Genomic DNA, 23,862 nt, shown 5'->3' with positions numbered 1-23,862 from the left:
TTCTTGATGGGCCCAACGGCGGCGGGCAAGACGGATTTGGCCTTGGCGTTGAGTGACCATCTTCCCTGCGATTTGATTAGTGTAGATTCTGCGCTCGTTTACCGAGGCTTAAATATCGGTAGTGCAAAACCGGATGCCGCGACGCTGGTTCGCTACCCCCATCAATTAATTGATATCTGTGATCCTTCGGAGCCCTATTCAGCTGCGCAATTTCGGCGGGATGCTCTGGCGGCGATGGCGGCAAGTACTGCGGCGGGGCGTATCCCTGTTTTAGTCGGCGGCACAATGTTGTATTTCAAAGCTTTGATTGAGGGGTTGGCGGATATGCCCAGCGCAGATCCTCAAGTCCGTGCCGATATAAACGCCAAGGCGACTGAGCTTGGTTGGCCTGCGATTCACGCCGAATTGGCAGCGATTGATCCTGAGTCCGCAGAGCGGATCCATCCGAATCACTCACAGCGATTGTCCCGAGCGTTGGAGGTGTATCGCATTAGTGGTATTACCATGAGTGAATGGCGGGCTAGGCAGTCTGCACAGTCGCTACCCTATAATGTCCACCAGTTTGCGATTGCGCCGTCTGATCGATCTGTTTTGCACGCCCGTATAGAGCAGCGTCTGCAGCAGATGTTTGCCGGTGGTTTTATTGACGAGGTTGCGGGGCTGATGGCGCGCGGTGATCTTCATCCGGATTTGCCCTCTATTCGAGCTGTGGGTTATCGTCAGGTTTGGGAGTATTTGCGCGGCGATTACGAGGTGGAAGCGGCTTTTGAACGCGCGTTAATCGCCACACGTCAGTTAGCTAAGCGTCAATTAACGTGGTTGCGTGGCTGGCCAGACTTAATTTGGCTAGATACTGGCGAAACCACAGAATCTCAGCTAAATAAGGTCTTGATGCATTCTGGCGCTGCCGTATATCAATAACTTACGGTATACTGCAAGTTACCCAGTCTGATCGCGAACTTATTCGCAGGTTTGCGATCCATATTGCTACTTTTCTTGATACGTTTTATCGACGCCCGGTTTGGGCATACAGGAGGCTACACCATGTCAAAAGGGCATAGCTTACAAGACCCTTATCTGAATATACTTCGCAAGGAGCGTATTCCGGTATCTATCTACTTGGTCAACGGCATTAAATTGCAGGGCCAAATCGAGTCATTCGACCAATTCGTGGTGTTGCTGAAAAATACCGTTAGCCAAATGGTATATAAGCACGCGATTTCAACTGTCGTACCGTCTCGTGTTGTTCGTCTGCCGATGGCGCATCCGCCAGAAGACGACGAAGAGCAAGAAGACGTTTAATTACGACAATTCTTTGAATTGAGGTTCGTTCTTGCTATTTGAAAGACCTAACTCCGGTGAACGTGCAATTCTCGTCCATCTGGATTTTCACAGTGAAGACGAGCGCGAAGATTCCGACGAATTTGTGCAACTGGTGACCTCCGCAGGGGGGGATCCGGTTGCCTTCATTACTGGCTCGCGAAAGCGGCCGGATGCCCGCCTATTCGTCGGTACTGGCAAACTTGAAGAAATTCGTGAAGCGCTGATCGCCAATGAGGGTGAGATAGTGCTGTTTAATCACGCCCTTTCTCCGAGCCAAGAACGCAATATCGAGCGCGAGCTGCAATGCCGCGTGCTTGATCGTACCGGTTTGATACTCGATATATTTGCTCAGCGTGCGAATACCCATGAGGGTAAATTGCAGGTTGAGCTCGCCCAGCTTCAGCATATGTCTACCCGCTTAGTGCGGGGGTGGACGCATCTTGAGCGTCAAAAGGGCGGTATTGGTTTGCGTGGCCCAGGTGAAAGTCAGCTTGAAACTGATCGGCGCTTATTGCGTGCCCGTATTACCAGTATTCAAGGCCGACTGCAGAAAGTTCGTAAGCAGCGCGATCAGGCGAGGAGAGCGAGGCGCCGAGCCGAAATTCCCGCGCTATCGATTGTGGGTTATACCAATGCCGGTAAGTCGACATTATTCAATGTGCTGACCGCGTCCCATGTGTATGCCGCCGATCAGTTATTTGCGACCCTTGATCCCACGGTAAGACGCATTCAAGTGGGTGATGTTGGCCCCGTTATTTTGGCAGATACCGTTGGGTTTATCCGTCATCTTCCCCATAAGTTGGTGGAGGCGTTTCGGGCGACGCTCGAGGAGGCGGCGATAGCCGACTTGCTGATTCACGTAGTGGATTGTGCAGACCCTGAGCGGCAAGACAATATTAAGCAGGTAGTAAAAGTGTTGGCTGAAATCGGTGCCGCAGACATACCGATGCTAGAGGTGTACAACAAAACAGATTTGATCGACGTTGAGCCCCGTATTGAGCGCAATGATATGGGCATTCCGGTTCGCGTGTGGTTGTCTGCGCGAGATTCACAAGGACTTGCGTTATTTCATCAAGCTTTGACCGAAATTCTGGGCAATGAGATTTGCGAAACCACCATCACATTAACAGCAGCACAGGGTCGTTTGCGTGCGCGCCTGTATGGCTTGGATGCGGTGATGGATGAGCAATTAAACGATGATGGTTCTCAGCGTTTGACATTGCGTCTAATGGAATCCGATTGGCAGCGTTTTTTGTCGGGTGAAGGGGTGTCTGAAGCGGATTTACAGTCGACTCGTCCGGTTAGCACGCAGGAAGAATTCTGCTAGACTGCCCGCCGGGCAAAAGTCGTTGAGTCGCAGATTTTATGTGGTGGTCAATATGACCGAGAAGATTAATTAGCGAAACAATACGATAACACAGGAGAAGGCTATGGCTTGGAATGAGCCGGGTGGTGGCAAAGATAATGATCCTTGGGGTGGTAAAAACCAAGGGCCGCCGGATTTAGATGAAGCGCTTAAAAAGCTTCAAGAAAAGCTCAATAGCATTTTCGGTGGGGGGAAAAAACCCGGCGGAAGCAATGGCGGTGGTGATATAAAATTAGGCGCGAGCACGCTGGTAATTATTGCTGTGTTGGCGGTTGTCGTGTGGGGCCTATTCGGATTTTATCAGGTCGACCAGCAGGAGCGGGCTGTTGTCTTGCGGCTCGGTGTGTATCACGAAACCGTGATGCCAGGTCTGCGTTGGAATCCGCCGCTGATTGATGAAGTGAACAAAATAAATGTGACCAAAGTGCGCGGAGTGGCCAGCCGCGGTCAAATGTTGACTGAAGATGAAAATATTGTTGATGTCGCCTTGTCGGTTCAATACACCGTCGCTGACCCAGCCAACTTTCTTCTCAAAGTAAAAAGTCCTGAGCTCAGCTTGGAGCACGCGCTGGAAAGTGCGCTGCGTCATGTGGTGGGCAGTTCAAAAATGGATCAGGTTATTACGGAAGGCCGCGAACAGATTGCGGTTGATACTCAGCAGCGCCTGCAGGCGTATTTGGATACCTACCAAAGCGGTATTTTGGTGGCCAAGGTTAATATTGAAGATGCCCAAGCGCCGTCGCAAGTGCAGGATGCCTTTGATGACGTAACGCGAGCCAAAGAGGATCGCGAGCGTTTAAAGAACGAAGCTGAAGCGTATGCAAATGGCATCATTCCTGAGGCGCGCGGTGCGGCTCAGCGCCAACTAGAAGAAGCGCAGGCCTATAAAGAGCAGGTTGTGGCAAGGGCAGAGGGTGAGGCGCAGCGATTCGCAAACTTATTTACTGAGTATCGCAAGGCACCTCAGGTAACTCGCGAGCGTCTGTATATTGATGCCTTAGAAACCTTATATAGTGACGCGACTAAAGTGATGGTCGACGTCGATGGCGGCAACAATATGATGTATCTGCCTATCGATAAATTAATGGATAAATCTGCGACTGTTCGCAAGGGTTCTCAAGAAGAAGTCGATATACGTGCGTTGACAGATAAGGTGGTTGAGCAGTTACGCCGCGATACGCAAACCACTCGCAGAGAGGGTCGCTAACATGGGTAATCGTTCTTTTACCGTTGTCATTTTATTGTTGGGCGCGTTGGTGCTGGCGTTCAATTCTTTGTATATCGTGCGTGAGACTGAACGGGCCGTACTGCTCAAGTTTGGTGAAATCGTCGACCCCGATATCGCAGTGGGTCTGCATATTAAAACACCGTTTGTGCATATGGTGCGTAAATTCGAGCGTCGTATTTTGACCTTGGATGCGCCGACGCAGCGTTTTCTAACCATTGAGAAAAAGCCGCTAGACGTGGATTTCTATGCTAAATGGCGTGTTATCGATACCCAAAAGTACTATACCGCGACCAACGGTGAGGAAGTTCGCGCCGAGGGTTTGTTAGCTCAGCGTATTAATACTGGTCTGCGAAATAAGTTCGGCGAGCGTACCTTCCACGAAGTGGTGTCGGGTGAGCGCGATCTGTTGATGACCGATTTAACTCGCGACCTTAACGAGATCACTACTAGCGAATTTGGTATCCAGTTAGTTGATGTCCGAGTTAAGCGTATCGATCTGCCATCACAGGTTAGCCAGTCGGTGTTTGATCGAATGAAGTCTGAGCGTGAGCGCGAAGCGCGTGAGCATCGTTCTACTGGCCGCGAATTGGCTGAGAAAATTCGTGCGACGGCTGATCGTCAGCGCACTGTTATCGGTGCAAATGCCTACCGAGACGCGCAAGTATTGCGCGGTGAGGGCGATGCATTAGCAGCTCGCACCTACGCAGCGGCTTATAGTGCCGACCCCGAGTTTTATGCTTTTGTTCGCAGCTTAGAGGCATATCGGGCGTCCTTTAGCAATAAGGGTGACCTGCTGGTTGTTGATAGCGAAAGCGAGTTTTTCCGCTACCTAAAACAAGGGTCGGAAAAGCGTTAAATTACCTGACACTCCTCGCTATGGCGGGGAGTGTGGTATGATTCACGCATCCGGGCTGATCCGAGACCTTAACGTCTTTGGGCAGCGCGGATTTTTTATGTTTGTGGCAGGCAAAGCGCATGTGGCAGGAACTGTCAGTGGCTATCAGTCTGGTGCTTATTATTGAAGGTGTGCTTCCGTTTCTGAGTCCAGAACGCTGGCGGTTATTGGCATACCGAATGGCAGATATGGACAGTCGTAACGTCCGCATCGCCGGTTTAATAAGTATGATATCGGGCCTCATATTATTGAGTTTGCTGCGGTAAAGTCAGATAGCTAATCAAGAGAGCAAAAATCGCGTATGACTTCGGTAGATCGTTGGCTACTTCCGGACGGTGTGGAAGAACTGTTGCCCGCGCAAGCGGCTCAGGTTGAAGCATTGCGTCGGCAACTTTTAGACCTCTATAAACGTTGGGGCTACGAGTTGATTATTCCGCCTATGCTGGAATACACAGAATCCTTACTCGTCGGTTTGGGTAGTGATATTGATTTGCTGACCTTTCGAGTGACAGATCAACTCACCGGTAGAATGATGGGTTTGCGGGCGGATATTACCCCGCAAGCTGCGCGAATAGACGCCCATAGCTTGGGGCGCGAAGGTCCTGTGCGTTTGTGTTATGCCGGTAGTGTATTGCACAGCAAGCCGAAGCAGCCATTGGCTTCACGTTCACCTTTACAATTGGGCGCCGAACTATACGGTGATAATAGTCCAGCCAGTGATTTAGAAATCATATGCTTGATGCTGGAAACGCTGCGAGTAGCTGGTTTAAATGGCATTACCCTAGATACCGGTCATGTGGGTATCTACCGTGCAGTCGTTAAGGCGGCAGCATTAAATGCGGAACAAGAAGCGAGCTATTTCGATATCTTGCAGCGCAAAGCAAAAACAGAATTAAAGTTATTCGTTGCCGGACTGCCAGTTGCCGCCAATGTTGCCAAGCAATTATTGGAATTGAACGAGTTACACGGTGGTGAAGATGTGTTGCAACGCGGACGAGAACTATTTGCCGATATTCCCGACGCAGTAGCAGCAATAGCTAGTTTAGAAGAGTTAACTGAGTCCTTGGCACTGCGTATTCCAGATATTCAGTTCTATTTTGATTTGGCTGAATTACGCGGTTTGCACTATCACACGGGGGTGGTGTTTTCGGCGCTGGTGCGCGAGCACGGGCAAGCCCTCGCTTTAGGCGGTCGCTACGACGATATCGGCGTGTTATTTGGCCGTGCCCGTCCCGCCACCGGTTTTAGTATAGATTTAAAGGCCCTGCTGGGCCTGTTGCCGCCAGTAACAGACGTGGCGGCAATATTTGCTCCTTATGATCCAAGCCCTTCGCAATGGCAGTTTGTACAATCTTTGCGTGAGTCTGGAGAGAAAGTGATTTGCGGTTTACCTGGTCAGGAGACCGATGCGGCATGTGACCGGGTAATTAGTAAAGTGGAAGAGCAGTGGTGTGTTAAACCGCTGAATTAATTGGGCTCGGTAGTTACGGGTCAGTGTATTAACCTTTATCCAGAGAAGCGGATATGAGCAAGAATGTAGTAGTGCTGGGCACCCAGTGGGGCGATGAAGGCAAAGGTAAGATAGTCGATTTACTTACCGATCAAGCGACGGCAGTTGCCCGCTTTCAAGGTGGCCACAATGCTGGTCATACCTTGGTTATCGGCGGCGAAAAAACCGTATTGCACCTTATTCCATCGGGTATTTTGCGCGAAGGGGTGACCTGCTTGATTGGCAACGGTGTGGTGTTGGCACCGGATGCTTTGCTGAAAGAAATGGGTCAACTTGAAGCCAAAGGCGTTCCTGTTCGCGAGCGTTTGCGTTTGAGCCCAGCGTGTCCCCTAATTCTTCCCTACCATGTGGCACTCGATCAAGCGCGCGAACTTGCGCGTGGTGAGGCAAAGATCGGCACGACCGGTCGTGGTATTGGGCCAGCCTATGAAGACAAAGTCGCGCGTCGCGGGCTACGTTTGGGCGATCTTTATAATGCCGAACGTTTTGCTGGTAAGCTCAAAGAAGTGATGGAATATCACAACTTTATGCTGACCGAATACTACAAAGTTGACGCGGTTGATTACCAAAAAACCCTTGACGACGCACTGCGTATGGCCGAGGAAATGCGCTCGATGGTGACGGATGTGACTAGCGCGCTGCATAAATACCGTGAAGAGGGTGCCAATATCCTTTTCGAAGGTGCGCAGGGTTCTCTATTAGATATCGATCACGGTACCTATCCCTTTGTTACCTCATCTAATACCACGGCGGGCGGCACAGCTACCGGCAGTGGTTTCGGCCCACTTTACTTAGATTATGTACTAGGTATTACCAAAGCCTATACCACCCGTGTTGGCAGCGGCCCGTTCCCAACAGAGCTTTTTGACGATGTTGGCGCTTACCTAGCTAAGAAAGGCCACGAATTCGGCGCCACAACAGGTCGTCCGCGTCGCTGTGGTTGGTTTGACGGCGTTGGCTTGCGCCAAGCAGTTAGAATCAATAGCGTGACCGGTCTGTGCCTAACCAAGCTCGATGTGCTTGATGGTTTAGAAACAGTGCGTATCTGTGTTGATTATAAGAATCCCGCTGGCGAATCTATTGCTGCGCCGTTCGATTGTGAAGACTACAACACTATCACACCCATCTACGAAGATATGGCCGGCTGGTCTGAGTCTACCGTCGGTGCAAAATCGCTGGGTGAATTGCCTGAAAATGCACGCGCTTATATACGCCGTATTGAGGAAATTGTCGGTGTGCCCATTGATATTATTTCTACCGGCCCAGATCGTGTCGAAACGATTGTGTTGCGCCATCCCTTCGGATAATTAATTTTTATTTGAAACATAAAAATGCCGCTGAATTCAGCGGCATTTTTGTTTCTGCCACCCCAGTTTCATCTATAAGTCTCTTGTTGCCTTAAATAGCTATTTTGCTAAGCCGCTTCTTATCCGCATTTCCAAGGAACTTTTTTCTACGTGTCACATAACTGAAACATAGTATTCACATATCTGTCACTAAGTCTCCCTACCATACGCTACATAAATTCAAACCTAAAAAATCCTTAGAGTTGGTTTCGGAGATAGTAAATATGAAAAAGTTTTTTGCACTGACAGCAATGTCATCCGCTTTGCTACTAGCAGCTTGTGGTGGTGGCGATATTAATTTAAGCCCGACGACTGTCGATAATAGCCAAGACAACAGCACTAACACCGGTGGCAGTACTAGCAATAACCCATGCGCTTCCTACGTTAAGAACGGCAACACCTTCCAAGGTCAATTTTCATCGGGCGACTGCTTCTATCCAGCGGCATTTGTTAGCTCCAACAATCCTATTACAGCAGATCAAGTTACCTTTTCTGCTATAGCCGGTGTGCATGAATTTGCCGATAGCTTGTTTATTGGTGAAGACGTGGACGGACAAGCGGCTGCAACCGGTACGCCTATTTTACAAGAAGGTCAGGGCACTAAGCTGAATATCGAAGCTGGTGTGACTATGGTGTTCAAGCAGCCAACTAGCTATGTTCGTATTACCCGTGGCTCACAAATTTTTGCTGAAGGCACAGCGACTGCGCCAATCATCTTCACGGCTGACGAAGATATTGATGGCGTTGCCACTGAAGATGATCGCGGTCTGTGGGGCGGTTTACAAATTAACGGTAACGGCATGACTAATAAATGTCATGACGGTACGGCGACTGGTTCAGGCACGGGCTCAGTGAGTGACTTTGCTCCTACTGCAAATAACCCGCATAACTGTAACCAAGAAGCAGAGGGCCAGCCAGCAACATACGGCGGTAACAACAACGCTGAGAGCTCTGGTGTAATGAAATATGTTGTTGTTAAACACGCGGGTTTTGAAGTCGTTGATGGTAACGAGCTTAACGCATTTACCTTCAACGGCGTTGGTAGTGGCACTACTTTAAGCCACCTGCAAGCTTACACCTCACAGGATGATGGTTTCGAGTTTTTTGGCGGTGCAGTCAATGCCGATCATTTAGTTGCGGTTAACGTGGGCGACGATTCAATCGACTACTCGGAAGGTTATAACGGCATGATTCAGTACGCCGTGGTCGTTCATACTTCTGGTTCTAACCGCTGCGTAGAAGGCGATAACACCGGTGAAAATCGCGCAGACGATATCACCCCAACCACCAATATGATCATTTCTAACATGACCTGTGTTACGTCAGGCGTTAAACAAAATGCAGGTATTAATGCGACGTCTAAAGGTGATTCAGAAGGTCCGCTATTCCGTGAAGGTGTTTACTTTCAAATGTACAACTCTATCGTAACGTCTAACGCGGTAGGCATGGCGAGTCAAGAGTGTTTGGAGCTTGATGATAGTGAAGGTCCGCAAACTATTGCTGCTGCTAAGTCAGGTGTCAGTAAAGCAAGCAGTAACTTGATTGCTTGTAGTGAGCCTCTGAAAGTAAGCGGTGCCACTAAAGGTAACTTTGATCTAGCTGTTTGGTTGAAAGGAGGGACTGACGGATCCGCAGACACCCCCAAAAATGACAACATCAATAACGAAGTTCTTGCCGCTGGTGAAATTCCCGCTCAAAGCTTGATTGTTGGTGGTGTAGGTACGCGTGGCTACAAAACTGCAGCAGCGTTAACTAAAGCAGACGGCACCGTAGCGTTTGATCAAGCCACTCAGTTAACGGATGTATCTGCAATTAATCCCTTCTTTGACGCGCCAACGTACCTTGGTGGCGCAAATGCGGGCGACGACTGGTTGGCAGGCTGGACGGTAGGTTTAAGCGCTCCTCTTAATCCCTAAGTAATTGGCAATACCCTGTTACACAGGAAAGGCGGGCTAGCGGCCCGCTAGTACAAAGCTAGAACGCCCTCCGCTCGAGAGGGCATTTTCCTGAGCACTTAGGATTCTGATTATGTTAACTAAACGATTTGCGCGAAAGCAGCTATCTATAGCCATAGCGCTGGCAACCGGCGGGCTAATGAGCTCGGCGATAGCTCAAGATATCGCGGCAGACGATAGCGAACAATTTTCGCCAGCGTCGCTAGAAGAAGTGGTTGTGGTTGGGCGCTTACAAAGCGCAGCCGCCTCACTTACAGATGAACGTCTTGAATTACCTTACTCTGCAGATTTCCTTGGTTTTGAAGCCATTGCTCGCGCGGGTGATAGCACCATCGGTGCAGCGTTGCGCCGAGTGACGGGTGTAACGCTAGTAGATAATAAATTTATTTATATTCGCGGTTTGGGTGAACGTTACAGCAACGTGACGGTAAACGGCGCTGCAGTGCCATCGCCTGATTTAGCGCGAAGTGTTATCCCTTTGGATTTGTTTCCGGCAAGTATCGTTGAATCATTAAAGGTTCAGAAATCCTGGGGTCCTGAGCTACCTGCTAACTTTGGCGGCGGTGCTATCGATATCCGAACTCGCAGCGTGCCTTCTGGCCCAGTTGCTGCGGTTAGTATCGGTACAGGAATGAACACTGAAAGTGATAAAGGTCTTACCTACCCGGGCGGATCTGGCTCTATGCCACAGGCGTTAAGCAACGCGATTAGTCGTTACAAAGGGGATTTGTCGCAAAGCAATATTTTCGATATTGAAAATGCTGCGGGAAACACCATGACGCGGGATGACGCTGAGCAAATCCAGCGAGATTTAATTACCTCTTTAAATCGCAATGTTGCTATTAAACGCGGTAGTCTTGATCCAGATCGTGATATTAAAGTGGATCTTGGCAACGCGTGGGATGTGACTGATGACCTCGTTTTAGGTGCATCTATAAGCGGTGCTTACGACGAAGAATATCGCAATAAAAATCAGACCAAGCGCAGTATCGGTAATCCCAATGTTAACTTCTCCGATGTGGAAAGAAGTGTCTACGAAGAGCGCACAACCTTGGCGGTTGTTTTGGGAGCAGAGTATGCGAAAGATAATACTTTGCAGCTTAGCCACTATCTTATTCAAAATAATGCAGATGAAGCACGTATAACAACGGGCTTTAGCAATAATAATCCGGCTGCCGATAATATCCCTAATTTGAAGTATGCAACACGCTTAGAAGAGCGCGAGCTGGAATTAACGCAGTTGTCGGGTAGTCATCGCTTCGGTGAATTTGCGCCGCTAGCAGAACTGGAAATGTTGAGTTTTGATTGGTTTTACTCCGACGCGAAAGCCACGACAGACGTCCCCAATGCGACGACTTTTTCTGGCTCGATTGACAGAAATACGTCGCCCGCAACACCATTCATTTCACAGTCATCGACCGCAGGGCAGTTTGAGTTTCTGTCTTTGGAAGATAATGTTGAGAGCTGGGGTGGACGCCTAGAATTACCCATCGATATTGATGGTCGTGAGCTTACGGTATCTGGGGGCTGGTGGAATTCTGAAAAATCGCGTGAATACTACGGCTACACCGCTAACGTAGGCACAACGGCAACTGTGGGTACGCCACAAACGGTATTTACTGATGCGCGTATTAACGATTTAAATAATGCCTTTGACATCGCCATGGGGTCGGGCTTCGGAAATGAAAGCTATGTTGCTGCGCAGAAGGTAAACGCAGCATATGGTGGCTTAGATTTCCGGATGACCGAAGAGTGGCGCGCAACTGTCGGCGCTCGTTACGAAGAGTACCAGCAGGCGGTATTACCGGTTAACTTGCTCGACTTTACCGGTGTATTCAACCAGCAGTTGATTAATCAATTGCAGGATCCGAATCAAACGTTTGCTATTCAGAACGACGACATTTATTCAAGTTTCGCACTCACATACTCAGGTATGAGTTTGATCGGCGCGAATGAGTTTCAAGTTCGCTTTAGCGTCAGCGATACCGTAGTTCGACCAGACTTGCGTGAGCTTGCAGACGTTGCTTATATCGATCCCGAGTTGAGTGTGCGCGTCTTTGGTAATCCGAACTTGAAGTCGACCGATGTTCGCAATTACGATTTGCGCGGTGAGTTTTACTATGATGGTGGAGATAATTTCACAGTGTCACTATTCTACAAAGATCTAACATTGCCAATAGAGCAAGTGCAAGGCGCAGGATCTGACGACGATACTGTACTGCGTTATATCAATGGTGATTCCGGCGAAGTATACGGCGTTGAATTTGAAGGTTTGAAAACCTTACCGGCTGGTTTGTTTCTGTCGGGTAACGTGACGTTAAGTGATTCTGAAATTACTATTACCAGTAATAACGAAGTGACTAACACGAATCGTCGTTTGACTGGCCACTCTGCCTACGTGGTAAATGCCTCGCTTGGTTATGACTCGCCAGATGAGCGTCACAGTGCTTCGCTTCTATATAATATTTCTGGAGAGCGTATTTTCTTTGCGGGTACCTCTGGCAATGACGACGCGTTTGAACAGCCATTCGGTTCTTTGGATTTGATTTACAACTACTACCCGACTGAAACTCTGTCGCTAAAAGTTAAAGTTTCTAATCTATTAGACTCTAGTCGAGAATTTGAGCAAAAGAACAGTAGTGGCCAAAACGTTAAAATTCTTGAGCAAGATGTTGGTACAAGTGTAGGCCTCAGCCTGAGCTGGAAATACTAGTATTCTGTTTTGAATAGTTAAAGGCAAAGGATCTGCTGAATTGGGCGCCGGAAGGCGCCTTTTTTGTGGGTGCTAATTTACTTTTCGGCGGAAAGCTTAAGTCTGCTCGCCTTGTCAGAAAATTGCTGTGCAAGTACTAGCTTTCCCTGACGGAAATAGATTAGTGAGGCAAATCGATAGAAACGGTATTCATTTTTCTGAAGACGTATTGCCTGTTGAATAGATGTTAGCGCCTCATCAAAATTACCTTTCTCATACTCAGCCTTCGCACGACTGTAATGCCAAAAGGGATTTTTCTTGCGGAAGTTCTCTGCTATTTTCTCAAGCTTACGCGCCTCTTCTTTATTGCCTAGCTCCCGATACAAGCGGCCTAGATTACTAATGGCCACTTGGTCGTTTGGGTTAAGCGATAGTGCGTAGCGATAGGCGATCTCTGCGTCCGTATTTCGTTGTTGGCGGCGTAGTAGGGTGCCTAGGTTTCCCCAGATATGCCCTGCTTGGGGGTCCAGGTAAAGCGCGCGTCTAAAATACAGTTGCGCCTTGTCATTGTCGCCTAGATTAAGAAATTCAGCGCCCCGATTATTGTAGTGCTGTGCGGCAGCCTCTTGTTCAGTTACCCGGTGTTGTGGGTAATGATATTCGTAATTATCAACGCTGAGATCGACAACTTCTTTGCCGTCTTTTCCGAAATCGACAATGGCATTGATGTGTTTATAAAACACCATACTATTGTCGCTGACCATGTCCCAGCTGGGCGGGATCGTCACTTCGTTGTAATACACATTGAGCTTGGCTTCTCTTGCGAGAGCGATGAAGAGTGACGTGAGAGAAAGGCAGTTCCCAGTGCGCTGCTCAAATGTTTCGGTGGCGTTTAGGGTAATCCCTGGATCGTATTTTAAGCCAAGCTGAGATGGCCTAACCATGCTGTCAAGCAGATAGGTTAACCGTGCCCGGGGTGATAATGCGGCGGGAACATTCTCTTCTACGAAATAGCGCATTTCGGCATTCATCGCCAGAATGTTGTCTTCCGGAAATATGCTAACGTCCAGTACTTTGTCGCTGTCCTCAGGATTTAAAAGGGCAGCTACCTGCGATGCACTTGGCGCTTGAATATTTAGCTTTTCGGTATCTTGTGCGTCAATGCCGCTACAAGCTACCAAGGCACTAAATATTGCTGCGGCCATTAGGTTTTTTGAAAATACTGGCATGTGTTACTTCTGCTTATTATCTGTAGATAATGTTACTGCTGGGGCGTTCCAGTCACGAAGAATGGTGTGCCTAGTTAATACTAACTATAGACTGAATGTGGACGGGAAAGTCAGCTCAAAGGCAAAAAAATGATAATTTTTTGCCTTTGAGCTTGTTACGTGAATCGTAATGGTGGCGCAAGTCGTATAGGTGGCTGTCGTAGTTAAATTTTACGTTCTAGTGATTCCCAATAGGGCTTTCTTAGTTCGCGTTTAAGTATTTTTCCCGACGCGTTGCGGGGGAGTTCATCTGTGAAAATAATTTTCTTTGGACATTTGTAGCTCGCGATGTGTGTTTTCACATAATCTATAAGCTCGCTCTCTGTAGGTGAGCGGCCATTATTAAGCACTACAACGGCGGCAACTAGTTCACCCCATTTGTCGTCGGGAATACCAATAACCGCTACATCGCTAATATCAGGGTGGCTGTAAAGCACATTTTCGACTTCAATGGGGTAAATGTTTTCGCCACCGCTAATAATCATGTCTTTGACGCGGTCGAAGATATACAGATAACCATCTTCATCTTGATAGCCTGCATCGCCGGTATGTATATAGCCATCAACTAGTGTTTTAGCGGTAGCGTCTTCATTTTTCCAATAGCCTTGCATTACTGCGGGGCTGCTCAGTAGTATTTCGCCTACCGCCCCTTGTTTTACTAACTGACCCGCGCCGTCGATAATTTTGATGTCTGTTGATGGTATTGGTATTCCTGCAGCCCGTAAGCGGGTGCTGCCTTCAATATGATCTTGTGGTGGTAAATGTACAACTGCGCCACACACTTCGGTCATACCGTATAACTGGGTGAAATCACATTTTAGTATCTTGAATGCGTCAAGTAACAAGGCTTCTGGCATCGGGGCCGCGCCATAAATAACGAGCTTTAATGATGACCAGTCAGCACTGGATGCTTCGGGTAGCAGCAATATAGAGCGTATCGCAGCGGGAACGAGAAAGGTTCGTGTAACCTTATGCTCTGGCACTAGGCGGAGAAATTCCATGGGCGAGAATTCGGGCACAATTACAGCACTGCAACCTGCGCGAAGGGACATAAAGCAGAGCCCGATGCCGCCGACATGAAAGAAGGGCATTGCCAATAGGCACACTTCATCTTGGCTCACTTCATTCCACGCCATCAGCGGATCAGGATCGTAAATCCAAGGATCAAAAAATGCTCTATGGGGCAGAACCACGCCTTTGGGGTGGCCGGTGGTGCCGCTGGTGTACAGCTGCAATGCAGCGTCGTCAGGAGAAACAGAAATGCTTGGTGGCGTGTCAACGTCGCTAGCCCAGTCATGTATGGTCGGCCAATGTGGATGCGAGTTATTTAGGCTAATGATGTGCTTTAGTTTTGGTGCAGCGGTGCTTACTGTTTGCGCGCCGTCAAAAAACTCAGTACCAACAAATAACAACTCCATGTCGCTGTCATTAGCTATGTAGCTTAGCTCGGCGGGCGAGAGTCGCCAATTCAGCCCAACTGCCACTGCGCCGACCTTGGCACAGGCGAACAGAAGTTGTAGGTAGGTGTCTGAATTTTTCGCCAGTATGCCAACCCGTGAACCCTTGCTAATATTTGCGCCGAGCAAGGCGTTGGCGAAACGGTTACTGACTTTATCTAGCTCACCATAGCTGGTTTTGCGGCCATTAAATATGGTCGCATTATTGTTTGGTTGAGTCGCTGCGTGCTTAGCAATAAGTTCATTAAAACTGCGTACTGGGCTAACGTTTGTCATTGGGGGCTCGTCGCGTGTGATGGGTGGATGTTTACTAGTTAGATGGGGGATTCAATCAAACCACCGTCTACGGTCAGTGTCGTAGCGTTCATATACGCACCGGCAGAATTACTGGCTAATAGTAGTAGTGGCACGCTTAAGTCTTCCATTTTACCTAGGCGTTTTGATGGAAAGCCCTGTATGTAACGTTGACCGCCCTCAGATGAAAAGTAGCTGTCATTGATTTCGGTAACAAACCAGCCGGGGCAGAGTGCGTTGACGCGAATATTTTTGCGGCACAGCTCCATTGCCATAGACTTGGTAAGTTGAACCACGGCAACTTTGGAGACGTTGTAAGCCACTTTCATGACGCCGGTGTGTAGTCCGTAAATTGAGCCGATGTTGATAATGCTGCCGGCAGTATTGTTATTACTCATTTGTAGGGCTGCTGCTCGCGCAACCCGCCATGCGCCAGTGAGGTTAGTTTCCATTACCCAGTTCCAATCGTCTTCTGTGGTATCTAAAAACTTCTTAGGGTCATCGGCAACACCTGCGTTATTCACCAGTACATCCACACCGCCGTGTTCGTTTTGGATGACCGCGAATGCTTTCTCTACACTCTCTGCGTTTGATACGTCCATGGTGATAGCAAAGGCTTTGCCACCGTTATTACGAATAGTCTCCACCGCCGAGGCTAGTTTGTCGGCACGGCGTGCGGCGAGAATAACAGTTGCTCCCTCATTGGCAAGTACATTGGCAAAGTGCACACCTAATCCACTTGAGGCGCCAGTAATCAGGCTGACTTTCCCGTCTAAATTGAAGTAGTTCATGGTGCTATTAATCCTTGTATTGAAGCGTGTGGCGCAATTATCTTGAGCTGATTGCCGTTGTGGTTGTCACTTTTTTGGCTTGCGGTTTCTTTCTTGGTGTTATCTTCTTTGCTGACGTTGCGTTTTCCGGTATAGCTTGACGCAATTTTTCGGCGGCATTGAACAAGTCGCGGTAGGCACTGTTAATGCACTGATGGTAGAAGTCAGGATCAGGAATCATTTCGCGACAACAAATAAACGTTAGAAATACGCTGCCAAAATAGCTATTTACCGTATGAAATAGTCCCGTGCCGTCTAGTGGGGCACCAGCACCTAACCATGTCATGGCTTTAGCGCCACACATATACATGGGAAACTGTGGGCCTGGTACGTTGGTGACGATGGTGTGAAATGCCGGTGTTTTACTAGTCAAGCCAGTGTTCGCCGCCACACGCATGCCGAGCGATGCCAGGCCGGAAGGGATTGAATTTACAATTGTTGATAGTAGTTCGACACCAACGGCGTTGGCATAAGCTTTGGTGGTGGTTGCGTCACCGTGGATGAGCCTGAGTCGTTCTATGGGATCTTCAATATCAGTTCTTAAGTGCAGGCGCATTCCCGCAACTTCATTGCCGCCGTCTGCATTGCTGTTTTCTTTGGATCGGGTGCTGATGGGTACGCCCGCTACCAGTGAGTTTTCGGGTAACTCATTTTTCGCTAGCAGGTAATTACGCATGGCTCCACCAACAATGCTTAATAGCACGTCATTTAATGTGCAGTCCCCAACGGTGTTTTTAATGTGTTTTAAATCTTGTAATTCCATGCGCAGACCGCCAAACACTCGGTGCGGCGTTACAGGATTGTTGAATCGTATACGATCTTTAATGTCATGGTTTTCAAACGCTTTTCCGTCATAGCCCTTGTTTTCCTCACGACGTGAGTTAATTAATTGTTTTACTAAGCGGGTCACTTTTTTGGGCGACTTGAACATGCCTAGATACGCATTTTTAAGCAGTGTGTAAGAGCTGGGTTCGTCTTCGCCTTCCCAATTGTCTGGGGCAGTAATGATTACTGAATTTGGGTCTAGGTCGTGAAGTGCTTCTATAATTTGGTTGCCTGTAGCGCCATCAATTGCGCTGTGGTGAATTTTTAAATACATGGCAAAGCAGCCTGAGGGCATGCCGTTTATGTTGTCTAAGCCCTCAATGATGTACGCTTCCCAAGGTGGCCGATTCAAATCTAGTGGGCGACTGTGTAAGCGTGCAAGCAGTATACAAAACTGTCGCCAGTCGCCGGGCTGGGGAAGGGCGATATGACGTATGTGAAACTCTAAATCGAAGCTTTTATCTTCAATCCAGTAGGGACTATCGAGATTAAATGGGACGCGGACAAGCTTTCTGCGAAATACCGGAGACTTGTGAATGCGTTCCTTAAACTTGGCGATAATATCTTTAAACCTAACAATACCGTCGGGCGCAGTGCTGGGGTCGTATATAAGTATAGGGCTAATGTGCAGTGGTGTTGATGTGGTTTCGTTGTAAACGAAAATGGAATCAAATTGGGATAATTGCTTCATGCACGAATTCCTTGTCAATACTCAATGTTGTAGTTCAGCTATGTCTATCTTGTGGTAGTTCAAATCTTATTGGTGAGCGCTAATATATTTGCTGTCATTCCGTGGTATAGATGTCATTGTCTAGGGGGAATAAAAAGACCATAAAACAATAAACAGTTTGCGCGAGCTTCATGATAAAAATCAACACTATGAGTCTGCTTTTCAGCCGTCATTTCGGTATTCCGGGGCAGGTTTTGGATATTTATTTAATTTGCTTAATTGTTAATAAGCTGATGTTATCTGCAGGTATATTAAATATTAATATAAGGAGTTTTCGATGGACGTCTTGCCTCACCACTATTCGGTTACGGTCGATGCAAATCCGGATAATAATTTGCAGGTCTCTGCGGCTCATTTGCCAGCCATGGAAATTGCAGCCCCGACGCAATTTGATGGACCTGGCGATAGGTGGTCACCTGAAGAGTTGCTGCTAGCGGCTGCGGCTAATTGCTATGTATTGTCGTTTCGCACGGTAGCTGGGATTGCGCGTTTAGAATGGGATGCGATTCAGTGTACGACTGAAGGCACTTTGGATAAAGTCGACCGCAATATGCAGTTCACCGAAATTCTGACACGAGTCTCCTTAACCATTGCCGACGAGAGCGCGAGAGCAAAGGCGACGACTTTGCTAGAGAAGGCGGAGAAGATCTGTATTGTCAGTAATTCTTTAACAGCTGTAAAAAAACTTGAGATTCAAATAGCAACGCGGGCATAGGGAGCTGCACTCTCTGGACGGCAGTGTTTGAACTGACGCCTGGAATCTTGATAAACAAGTGGCGCGGCCCCTAAGGTATGCGCGCCACTTGTTGGCAAAACATATAAGCGTTTATAGCGTCGTCTTACTTGCTAAATATGGCGGTGGCGCTTTTGTGTTCTGCTATCAGTGTTGCTACAAGTTCTGCCGTAGTTGGGATGTCATGGATTGCGCCGACGCCCTGACCCGCGGACCAGATTTGTTTCCACGCTCCGCCTGCTTTATCGCCGTCCTTGTGGTCTGCATCAACTTCTAATTCTTCGCCAAAATCGATGTTTGTTTTAGGTTCCAAATTGCTTGGGTCTAGCCCTGCATTCACAATACTTGGCTTAAGGAAGTTGGCGAATACACCAGAGATATTCGGTGTGTAGACGATATCAGTAGCTTTGGACTCTACAATCATCTGTTTATATTCTTTTTGGACTAGGCTTTCTTGCGTATTAATGAAGCGTGTTCCCAAATACGCTAGATCCGCTCCCATCATTTGCGCGGCGGCAATGTCGCTGCCTTTTGATATAGCGCCTGCGAGTAGTAATGTCTTGTCGAAAAATTCGCGAATCTCGGCAACCAGCGCAAAGGGATTGATATTGCCCGCGTGTCCACCGGCTCCGGCGCTAACCGCAATGATGCCGTCTACACCGGCGTCAGCTGCTTTTCGTGCATGCCGCGCGTTAATAACGTCGTGAAATACCAAGCCGCCGTAGCTGTGAATAGCATCAATGACGGGTTTAGCCGCGCCCAGCGAAGTGATAATAATAGGAACTTGATGTTTTACGCATAGCGCCAGATCGGCTTCTAGGCGCGGATTGGTTTTGTGAACGATTAAATTTACTGCAAATGGCGCGGCTTTGGTGCCGGTGTCTTTTTCAAATTGATTTAGAGATGCATTGATGGTGTTGAGCCATTCTTCGAAGCCTTCACTGCTGCGCTGATTCAATGCTGGAAACGAACCGATCATGCCCGCTTTACAGGTTTCAATAACGAGTTCTGGTCCCGATGCCAAAAACATAGGCGCGGCAACGGCGGGCAGTTGCAGTCGATTTTTAAGTAGCTCAGGTAATGCCATAGTCGAAACACTCTGTTTATTAAGGTCTGTGTGGAGGCCTTACTGTAGAGTGTTGTCGCCAACTCTTACAGTGTCTTTATTGACATTAAATATGCGGATAGAGACACTGTTGCACTTCATATTAGGAGAGCTACTGTGCCGAAGGTTTATATCGTTGCCTATGAAGGCTGCTATGCAGGCAGCTTGGTAAATCCGCAGGATTTGTATTTAGTCGCAAACTCCCATTGGCGCGAGCAATATAAGCGGCAGGAGGGTATGTTTGAGTGGCAGGTGCTGTCTGAGGATGGCGGCGCGGTTACAACCGCATCTGGCTTGCGCATTGCCGTCGATGGACCGCTGACAGAGCTACCGACAGACAGCATCGTGGTGGTACCGGCGATGAATTATCCCGGTGGCAGAGCGTTTACCCACAAGCTGGACGCCATGCGCGGCATTATTGATTGGCTTGGTCGGCAATATCACAACGGATGTATTATTTGCACGCAATGCACCAGCAGCTTTGTGCTGGCAGAAACCGGCTTGTTAGCGGGACTAAGTGCCACCACAAGTTGGTGGTTGGCGGAGCAGTTTCAGCAGCGCTACCCCGATATTCGTTTGAATGCTGGCAAGCTCGTTGTTGAGGAGCCGCGCCTGATAACTGGCGGCGCCAACGGAGCGGAAATGCTCACCGCACTGCTGTTGGTTGAGCGTTATATGGGCAAGGCGGTGGCGTCGCTGTGTGCTAAGACCTTATTGGTAGATACAAATTTAACCCAGCAGGCGCCCTATTTGATTTTGCCTAGACAGCAGACACATAACGACTCGTTGGTACTGTCCGTTCAGGACAGTCTTGAAAAAAACCTATGCGCGCCATTTTCCTTAGATAAGCTAGCAAAGGAACATCATGTTAGTTCAAGAACGTTGATGCGGCGTTTTAAAGAGGCGGTCGGTGACACGCCAAATAGCTACCTGCAAAATCTGCGTATCGAAGCGGCGAAAAAATTATTAGAGAGTACGGGGCTGTCTGCTGAGATGGTCATGCAGCGTATCGGATACGTTGATATCAGTTCCTTTAATCGACTATTTCAGCGCAAAACAGGATTGACGCCGCGTGCTTATCGGCAGAAATTCAGTCATTAGATGTTCTCGTCGAGATCACGTTTAGGACAAGCTCAGGAATCCCGAGAGTGTCGCTTAAGGCTTGCGTTTGTAGTGAATGGGAGTGTTCCCCGTCCATTTTTTAAAGGCGCGGATAAACGCGCTGGCCTCCGAAAAACCTGTTAACGCAGCCGTGTCTTCGACGCTTTTACCCCTTGAGCTCAAATAGAAAATGGCGCTGTCACGACGCACTCGATCTTTAATGTCTTGATACTGGAAACCTTCGTCCCGCAGATAGCTGCGCAGCGTGTGTGGGTGAATATTAAAGCCTTTAGAAAAGTCGTTGAATGAGGGATTTTGAGTAAGCTGAGCTTCCAGCTGGGTACTAACTCTGTAGTGCCAGCTTTTTTGCGCGTAAACCTGAGTAATCATGGCTTGATTGACGTGATCTAAGAAGGAGGTGATGGCTTGCTCAGATTTTGCAACGGGATGATCAAGCATGGCTGCGGAAAATCGAAGTTGTGAAACCGGCTGATCAAAATGAATATCTTTGCAGAAATACATATCCCAGTAGACTTCGCGGTGAGCTGTTTTTGCGAAGCAGAAATCGACGGAGTGCAGGGGTATTTGGCGGCCGATTAACCAATTCGCGGTTCGGTGAATATAGAATAAAAACGACTCGTAGAGGTAGGGATCAAACTGACTCCGTATATCGCTATGATTTAGCGATATATAGGCATTTCCTTCGCTGTCGCTACTCAACCGTGTTTCTAAGCCCCAGGACACTAGTCGGTAAAAGCGAGTTAGCTTTTTTAGTGCCTCCCCCAAATTAATTGAGTTGGTGGCTAGCTCGACCATGGTGCTCCAGCAACCTAATTTTTGCGGAAGACTGCCATAGCCCATTAACTCATCGTCCATTTCTTGCATTGTGTCGCGTAGGAGGTTGGCGTAATTCTCAGCGGGTACACGGGCGGTAGTGGATCGCAGAATCATTGGCGAAATATGATTTTTTGCTAGTAAATCAAGCTGCTTTTCAGGCTGTTCACTAAGGTTCTTGAGGCAGGCCCGAATAAAATAAATAGATATAGTTGGCGTGCGCACTGTCCTAGCCTCGAAAGGTACCGAAAATAGATTATAACAAAATGTCTATTTTTATCTCTATTTCCATCATTGTTTTGTTTGTGCTGTGGCGTGATCATTGCGCCAATTTGATTTATTGCGCGGATTCCGCGTGCTCAAGTCACATCATTTATTGGCTAGGAGAAACATCATGGATATCAAAGGTAAGGTCGCAGTCGTCAGTGGTGGTGCTTCCGGTATGGGTTTAGAGATCGTGAAGCGTCTAGTTAGCCTTGGCGCGAAAGCGGCCATATTTGATATGAATGCCGCGGCAGGCGAGGCGGTTGTTGCTGAGCTTGGTGACTCAGTCATGTTTGCCGACGTGAACGTGACCAGCGAAGAGTCGGTTCAAGCCGGTGTGAACGCCACTATGGCCGCATTTGGCGCCATTCATATTTGTGTGAACTGCGCGGGTATCGCAACAGGCAGCAAGACTTTGGGTAAAGACGGCCCATTCCCCTTGGATTTGTGGCAGAAAACCTTGGCAGTAAATTTGACGGGTACCTTCAATGTGCTGCGTTTGTGTGCCGAGCAAATGGCCAAAAATATCCCAGACAATGAAGATGGTGTTCGTGGCGCCATCGTGAATACGGCCTCTGTTGCCGCATTCGAAGGCCAGGTTGGCCAAGCTGCATACAGCGCTAGTAAAGGCGGTATTGTGGGTATGACTCTGCCCATCGCACGGGACTTATCAACCGTGGGTATTCGGGTGAACACCATTGCCCCGGGTCTGATCAACACCCCGATGTTTGAGTCATTGCCAGCGCCTGTTTATCAAGCCCTTAGCAGCACGCCATTATTTCCTAAGCGTCTTGGCCGCGCGGCTGAAATTGCGCATATGGTCACCAGTATCATCGAGAACGATTACATCAATGGCGAGTGCATTCGTATGGACGCTGGTCTGCGTATGCAGCCTAAATAAGTCTTTGCTTGTCGAATTGATGGATTAGCAGGAGAGTAAATATGGGCCCCTTGACTGGCTTGCGTGTAATAGAAATTGAAGGCCTCGGCCCCGCGCCATTTTGCGGCATGATGCTGGCGGATATGGGCGCGGAAGTGATTTCTATTACCCGCAAATCCTCCTCTAAAGCGCGGCCTGCCGAGGTCAGTGAGCGCGGTAAGAAATCCATCGCGGTCAACTTGAAGTCGGCTGAGGGCGTGGAGATTGTGTTAAAGCTCTGTGCGACAGCAGATGCGCTTATTGAAGGGTTTCGCCCAGGTGTTGCCGAGCGTTTGGGTATTGGCCCAGAAGACTGCATGGCGCGAAACCCAAAGCTTGTGTACGGGCGCATGACCGGCTGGGGTCAAACTGGGCCTCTGTCGCAAGCTGCAGGCCACGACATCAATTATATTTCGCTGTCGGGCGCTCTGCACGGCATTGGTCGTAAAGGAGCGCGCCCCGTGCCTCCGTTGAATTTAGTGGGTGACTTCGGCGGTGGTGGTATGTTCTTAGCCTTTGGTTTGATGTGCGCGATTTTTGAATCGTCGCGCTCGGGTCACGGGCAAGTGATTGATGTGTCTATGGTGGAGGGTTCCGCCGCCTTAATGCACATGATGTATGCGTGGATGGCTAGTAATCGCTGGCGTGATGAGCGCGGCGTGAATCTGCTGGATGGCGCCTCATATTTTTATGACAGCTACGAAACCGCCGACGGCAAATATGTTTCTATCGGTTCCCTTGAGCCGCAATTTTTTGAATTATTATTAGAAAAAGCGGAGCTTGATCCTGCGGAGTTTTCAACCCAAAGCGATGAGTCAAAGTGGCCTGAGCTTAAGGCAAAACTCACTGCGGTAATGAAGCGTAAAACCCGTGATGAGTGGTGCGACGTTATGGAAGGGAGCGATGTGTGCTTTGCCCCCATCCTGTCGATGAATGAAGCGCCGGAACATCCCCACAATAAATTCCGTGAAAGCTATCTTCGTACCGATGGAGTGTTGCAGGCGGCGCCTGCGCCAAAGTTCAGCCGCACCGCGCCATCGGTGCCGGCGTCACCGCCAGCTGCGGGAAGCAATACTCGCGATGTACTAAGCGGTTTGGGATACAGCAATGAGCAAATAGCACAACTTGCCGAGCAAGGTGTTTTACCGTAAATCGAAAATACTGGCTGATGTAAATACTAGGCCGCT

21 protein-coding genes are annotated in these 23,862 nt (G+C 48.6%); 15 read left to right on the top strand and 6 right to left on the bottom strand.

Annotated features, from left to right (window positions below; all coding sequences use genetic code 11):
• The first annotated feature begins 6 nt into the window (after positions 1-6).
• The 11 genes from miaA (at position 7) to O9X78_RS11705 (ending at position 12,336) form a co-directional block, all read left to right on the top strand.
• Positions 7-921, top strand: coding sequence for a tRNA (adenosine(37)-N6)-dimethylallyltransferase MiaA (gene miaA, locus O9X78_RS11755; RefSeq protein WP_269619968.1), 915 nt, complete (start codon positions 7-9; stop codon positions 919-921).
• A gap of 123 nt (positions 922-1,044) precedes the next feature.
• On the top strand, positions 1,045-1,302 hold the full coding sequence (hfq, locus tag O9X78_RS11750; protein ID WP_269619882.1) for an RNA chaperone Hfq: 258 nt from the start codon (positions 1,045-1,047) through the stop codon (positions 1,300-1,302).
• A 31-nt stretch (positions 1,303-1,333) separates the two neighbouring features.
• Positions 1,334-2,650: a ribosome rescue GTPase HflX gene (hflX, locus tag O9X78_RS11745; protein WP_269619881.1), complete on the top strand. Its 1,317-nt coding sequence runs from the start codon at positions 1,334-1,336 to the stop codon at positions 2,648-2,650.
• A 103-nt stretch (positions 2,651-2,753) separates the two neighbouring features.
• Positions 2,754-3,896, top strand: a complete 1,143-nt coding sequence (hflK, locus tag O9X78_RS11740; protein ID WP_269619880.1) for an FtsH protease activity modulator HflK — start codon at positions 2,754-2,756, stop codon at positions 3,894-3,896.
• Position 3,897: 1 nt separating this feature from the next.
• Positions 3,898-4,773 carry a protease modulator HflC gene (hflC, locus tag O9X78_RS11735; RefSeq protein ID WP_269619879.1) on the top strand — a complete coding sequence of 292 codons (876 nt, stop codon included), beginning with the start codon at positions 3,898-3,900 and terminating at the stop codon, positions 4,771-4,773.
• Between the two features lie 37 nt (positions 4,774-4,810).
• Positions 4,811-4,939, top strand: a complete 129-nt coding sequence (locus O9X78_RS11730; protein WP_269619972.1) for a hypothetical protein — start codon at positions 4,811-4,813, stop codon at positions 4,937-4,939.
• Complete coding sequence (locus tag O9X78_RS11725; RefSeq protein WP_269619878.1) at positions 4,893-5,078, top strand: DUF2065 domain-containing protein; 186 nt, start codon at positions 4,893-4,895, stop codon at positions 5,076-5,078. Before O9X78_RS11730 ends, O9X78_RS11725 begins: the two co-directional genes overlap by 47 nt.
• A 35-nt stretch (positions 5,079-5,113) precedes the next feature.
• Positions 5,114-6,283, top strand: coding sequence for an ATP phosphoribosyltransferase regulatory subunit (locus O9X78_RS11720; protein ID WP_269619877.1), 1,170 nt, complete (start codon positions 5,114-5,116; stop codon positions 6,281-6,283).
• A 53-nt stretch (positions 6,284-6,336) separates the two neighbouring features.
• Positions 6,337-7,629, top strand: coding sequence for an adenylosuccinate synthase (locus O9X78_RS11715; protein ID WP_269619876.1), 1,293 nt, complete (start codon positions 6,337-6,339; stop codon positions 7,627-7,629).
• 263 nt (positions 7,630-7,892) lie between these two features.
• Complete coding sequence (locus tag O9X78_RS11710; RefSeq protein WP_269619875.1) at positions 7,893-9,584, top strand: beta-helix domain-containing protein; 1,692 nt, start codon at positions 7,893-7,895, stop codon at positions 9,582-9,584.
• Positions 9,585-9,696: 112 nt separating this feature from the next.
• The gene (locus O9X78_RS11705; RefSeq protein WP_269619874.1) at positions 9,697-12,336 is read left to right on the top strand and encodes a TonB-dependent receptor domain-containing protein; all 2,640 of its coding nucleotides are present in this window, start codon (positions 9,697-9,699) and stop codon (positions 12,334-12,336) included.
• Positions 12,337-12,413: 77 nt separating this feature from the next.
• Here O9X78_RS11705 and O9X78_RS11700 read toward each other — a convergent pair whose 3' ends face one another.
• The 4 genes from O9X78_RS11700 to O9X78_RS11685 form a co-directional block, all read right to left on the bottom strand.
• A complete protein-coding gene (locus tag O9X78_RS11700) occupies positions 12,414-13,544 on the bottom strand; it encodes a tetratricopeptide repeat protein (RefSeq protein ID WP_269619873.1) in 1,131 nt (376 codons plus the stop codon).
• Positions 13,545-13,747: 203 nt separating this feature from the next.
• Positions 13,748-15,316 carry a long-chain-fatty-acid--CoA ligase gene (locus O9X78_RS11695; protein WP_269619872.1) on the bottom strand — a complete coding sequence of 523 codons (1,569 nt, stop codon included), beginning with the start codon at positions 15,314-15,316 and terminating at the stop codon, positions 13,748-13,750.
• Between the two features lie 38 nt (positions 15,317-15,354).
• Positions 15,355-16,125 carry an SDR family NAD(P)-dependent oxidoreductase gene (locus tag O9X78_RS11690; protein ID WP_269619871.1) on the bottom strand — a complete coding sequence of 257 codons (771 nt, stop codon included), beginning with the start codon at positions 16,123-16,125 and terminating at the stop codon, positions 15,355-15,357.
• Positions 16,126-16,162: 37 nt separating this feature from the next.
• A complete protein-coding gene (locus O9X78_RS11685; RefSeq protein ID WP_269619870.1) occupies positions 16,163-17,680 on the bottom strand; it encodes a WS/DGAT/MGAT family O-acyltransferase in 1,518 nt (505 codons plus the stop codon).
• Between the two features lie 316 nt (positions 17,681-17,996).
• On the opposite strand from O9X78_RS11685, the gene O9X78_RS11680 reads away from it, so the two are divergent.
• A complete protein-coding gene (locus tag O9X78_RS11680; RefSeq protein WP_269619869.1) occupies positions 17,997-18,434 on the top strand; it encodes an OsmC family protein in 438 nt (145 codons plus the stop codon).
• Positions 18,435-18,558: 124 nt separating this feature from the next.
• Here O9X78_RS11680 and O9X78_RS11675 read toward each other — a convergent pair whose 3' ends face one another.
• Positions 18,559-19,539: an NAD(P)H-dependent flavin oxidoreductase gene (locus O9X78_RS11675; protein WP_269619868.1), complete on the bottom strand. Its 981-nt coding sequence runs from the start codon at positions 19,537-19,539 to the stop codon at positions 18,559-18,561.
• Positions 19,540-19,674: 135 nt separating this feature from the next.
• Here O9X78_RS11675 and O9X78_RS11670 point away from each other — a divergent pair, with 135 nt between their 5' ends.
• On the top strand, positions 19,675-20,658 hold the full coding sequence (locus O9X78_RS11670) for a GlxA family transcriptional regulator (protein ID WP_269619867.1): 984 nt from the start codon (positions 19,675-19,677) through the stop codon (positions 20,656-20,658).
• A 54-nt stretch (positions 20,659-20,712) separates the two neighbouring features.
• Here the strand turns inward: O9X78_RS11670 and O9X78_RS11665 are convergent, their stop codons facing one another.
• The gene (locus O9X78_RS11665) at positions 20,713-21,717 is read right to left on the bottom strand and encodes an AraC family transcriptional regulator (RefSeq protein ID WP_269619866.1); all 1,005 of its coding nucleotides are present in this window, start codon (positions 21,715-21,717) and stop codon (positions 20,713-20,715) included.
• Between the two features lie 169 nt (positions 21,718-21,886).
• Between O9X78_RS11665 and O9X78_RS11660 the strand changes: the two genes are divergently transcribed.
• A complete protein-coding gene (locus O9X78_RS11660) occupies positions 21,887-22,657 on the top strand; it encodes an SDR family NAD(P)-dependent oxidoreductase (protein WP_269619865.1) in 771 nt (256 codons plus the stop codon).
• A 41-nt stretch (positions 22,658-22,698) separates the two neighbouring features.
• Positions 22,699-23,826 carry a CaiB/BaiF CoA transferase family protein gene (locus O9X78_RS11655; RefSeq protein ID WP_269619864.1) on the top strand — a complete coding sequence of 376 codons (1,128 nt, stop codon included), beginning with the start codon at positions 22,699-22,701 and terminating at the stop codon, positions 23,824-23,826.
• The last annotated feature ends 36 nt before the right edge of the window (positions 23,827-23,862 follow it).

The organism is Zhongshania aquatica (genome assembly GCF_027257955.1).
Lineage (GTDB): Bacteria > Pseudomonadota > Gammaproteobacteria > Pseudomonadales > Spongiibacteraceae > Spongiibacter > Spongiibacter aquatica.
This window is presented reverse-complemented; position numbering and strand designations above follow the sequence as displayed.

What these genes read in the sequence shown, in the direction of transcription:
- miaA (WP_269619968.1), top strand. Translation starts at nt 7, where the DNA reads ATGGGCCCAACGGCGGCGGGCAAGACGGATTTGGCCTTGGCGTTGAGT.
- hfq (WP_269619882.1), top strand. Translation starts at nt 1,045, where the DNA reads ATGTCAAAAGGGCATAGCTTACAAGACCCTTATCTGAATATACTTCGC.
- hflK (WP_269619880.1), top strand. Translation starts at nt 2,754, where the DNA reads ATGGCTTGGAATGAGCCGGGTGGTGGCAAAGATAATGATCCTTGGGGT.
- hflC (WP_269619879.1), top strand. Translation starts at nt 3,898, where the DNA reads ATGGGTAATCGTTCTTTTACCGTTGTCATTTTATTGTTGGGCGCGTTG.
- O9X78_RS11730 (WP_269619972.1), top strand. Translation starts at nt 4,811, where the DNA reads ATGATTCACGCATCCGGGCTGATCCGAGACCTTAACGTCTTTGGGCAG.
- O9X78_RS11725 (WP_269619878.1), top strand. Translation starts at nt 4,893, where the DNA reads ATGTGGCAGGAACTGTCAGTGGCTATCAGTCTGGTGCTTATTATTGAA.
- O9X78_RS11720 (WP_269619877.1), top strand. Translation starts at nt 5,114, where the DNA reads ATGACTTCGGTAGATCGTTGGCTACTTCCGGACGGTGTGGAAGAACTG.
- O9X78_RS11715 (WP_269619876.1), top strand. Translation starts at nt 6,337, where the DNA reads ATGAGCAAGAATGTAGTAGTGCTGGGCACCCAGTGGGGCGATGAAGGC.
- O9X78_RS11710 (WP_269619875.1), top strand. Translation starts at nt 7,893, where the DNA reads ATGAAAAAGTTTTTTGCACTGACAGCAATGTCATCCGCTTTGCTACTA.
- O9X78_RS11705 (WP_269619874.1), top strand. Translation starts at nt 9,697, where the DNA reads ATGTTAACTAAACGATTTGCGCGAAAGCAGCTATCTATAGCCATAGCG.
- O9X78_RS11700 (WP_269619873.1), bottom strand. Translation starts at nt 13,544, where the DNA reads ATGCCAGTATTTTCAAAAAACCTAATGGCCGCAGCAATATTTAGTGCC.
- O9X78_RS11695 (WP_269619872.1), bottom strand. Translation starts at nt 15,316, where the DNA reads ATGACAAACGTTAGCCCAGTACGCAGTTTTAATGAACTTATTGCTAAG.
- O9X78_RS11690 (WP_269619871.1), bottom strand. Translation starts at nt 16,125, where the DNA reads ATGAACTACTTCAATTTAGACGGGAAAGTCAGCCTGATTACTGGCGCC.
- O9X78_RS11685 (WP_269619870.1), bottom strand. Translation starts at nt 17,680, where the DNA reads ATGAAGCAATTATCCCAATTTGATTCCATTTTCGTTTACAACGAAACC.
- O9X78_RS11680 (WP_269619869.1), top strand. Translation starts at nt 17,997, where the DNA reads ATGGACGTCTTGCCTCACCACTATTCGGTTACGGTCGATGCAAATCCG.
- O9X78_RS11675 (WP_269619868.1), bottom strand. Translation starts at nt 19,539, where the DNA reads ATGGCATTACCTGAGCTACTTAAAAATCGACTGCAACTGCCCGCCGTT.
- O9X78_RS11660 (WP_269619865.1), top strand. Translation starts at nt 21,887, where the DNA reads ATGGATATCAAAGGTAAGGTCGCAGTCGTCAGTGGTGGTGCTTCCGGT.
- O9X78_RS11655 (WP_269619864.1), top strand. Translation starts at nt 22,699, where the DNA reads ATGGGCCCCTTGACTGGCTTGCGTGTAATAGAAATTGAAGGCCTCGGC.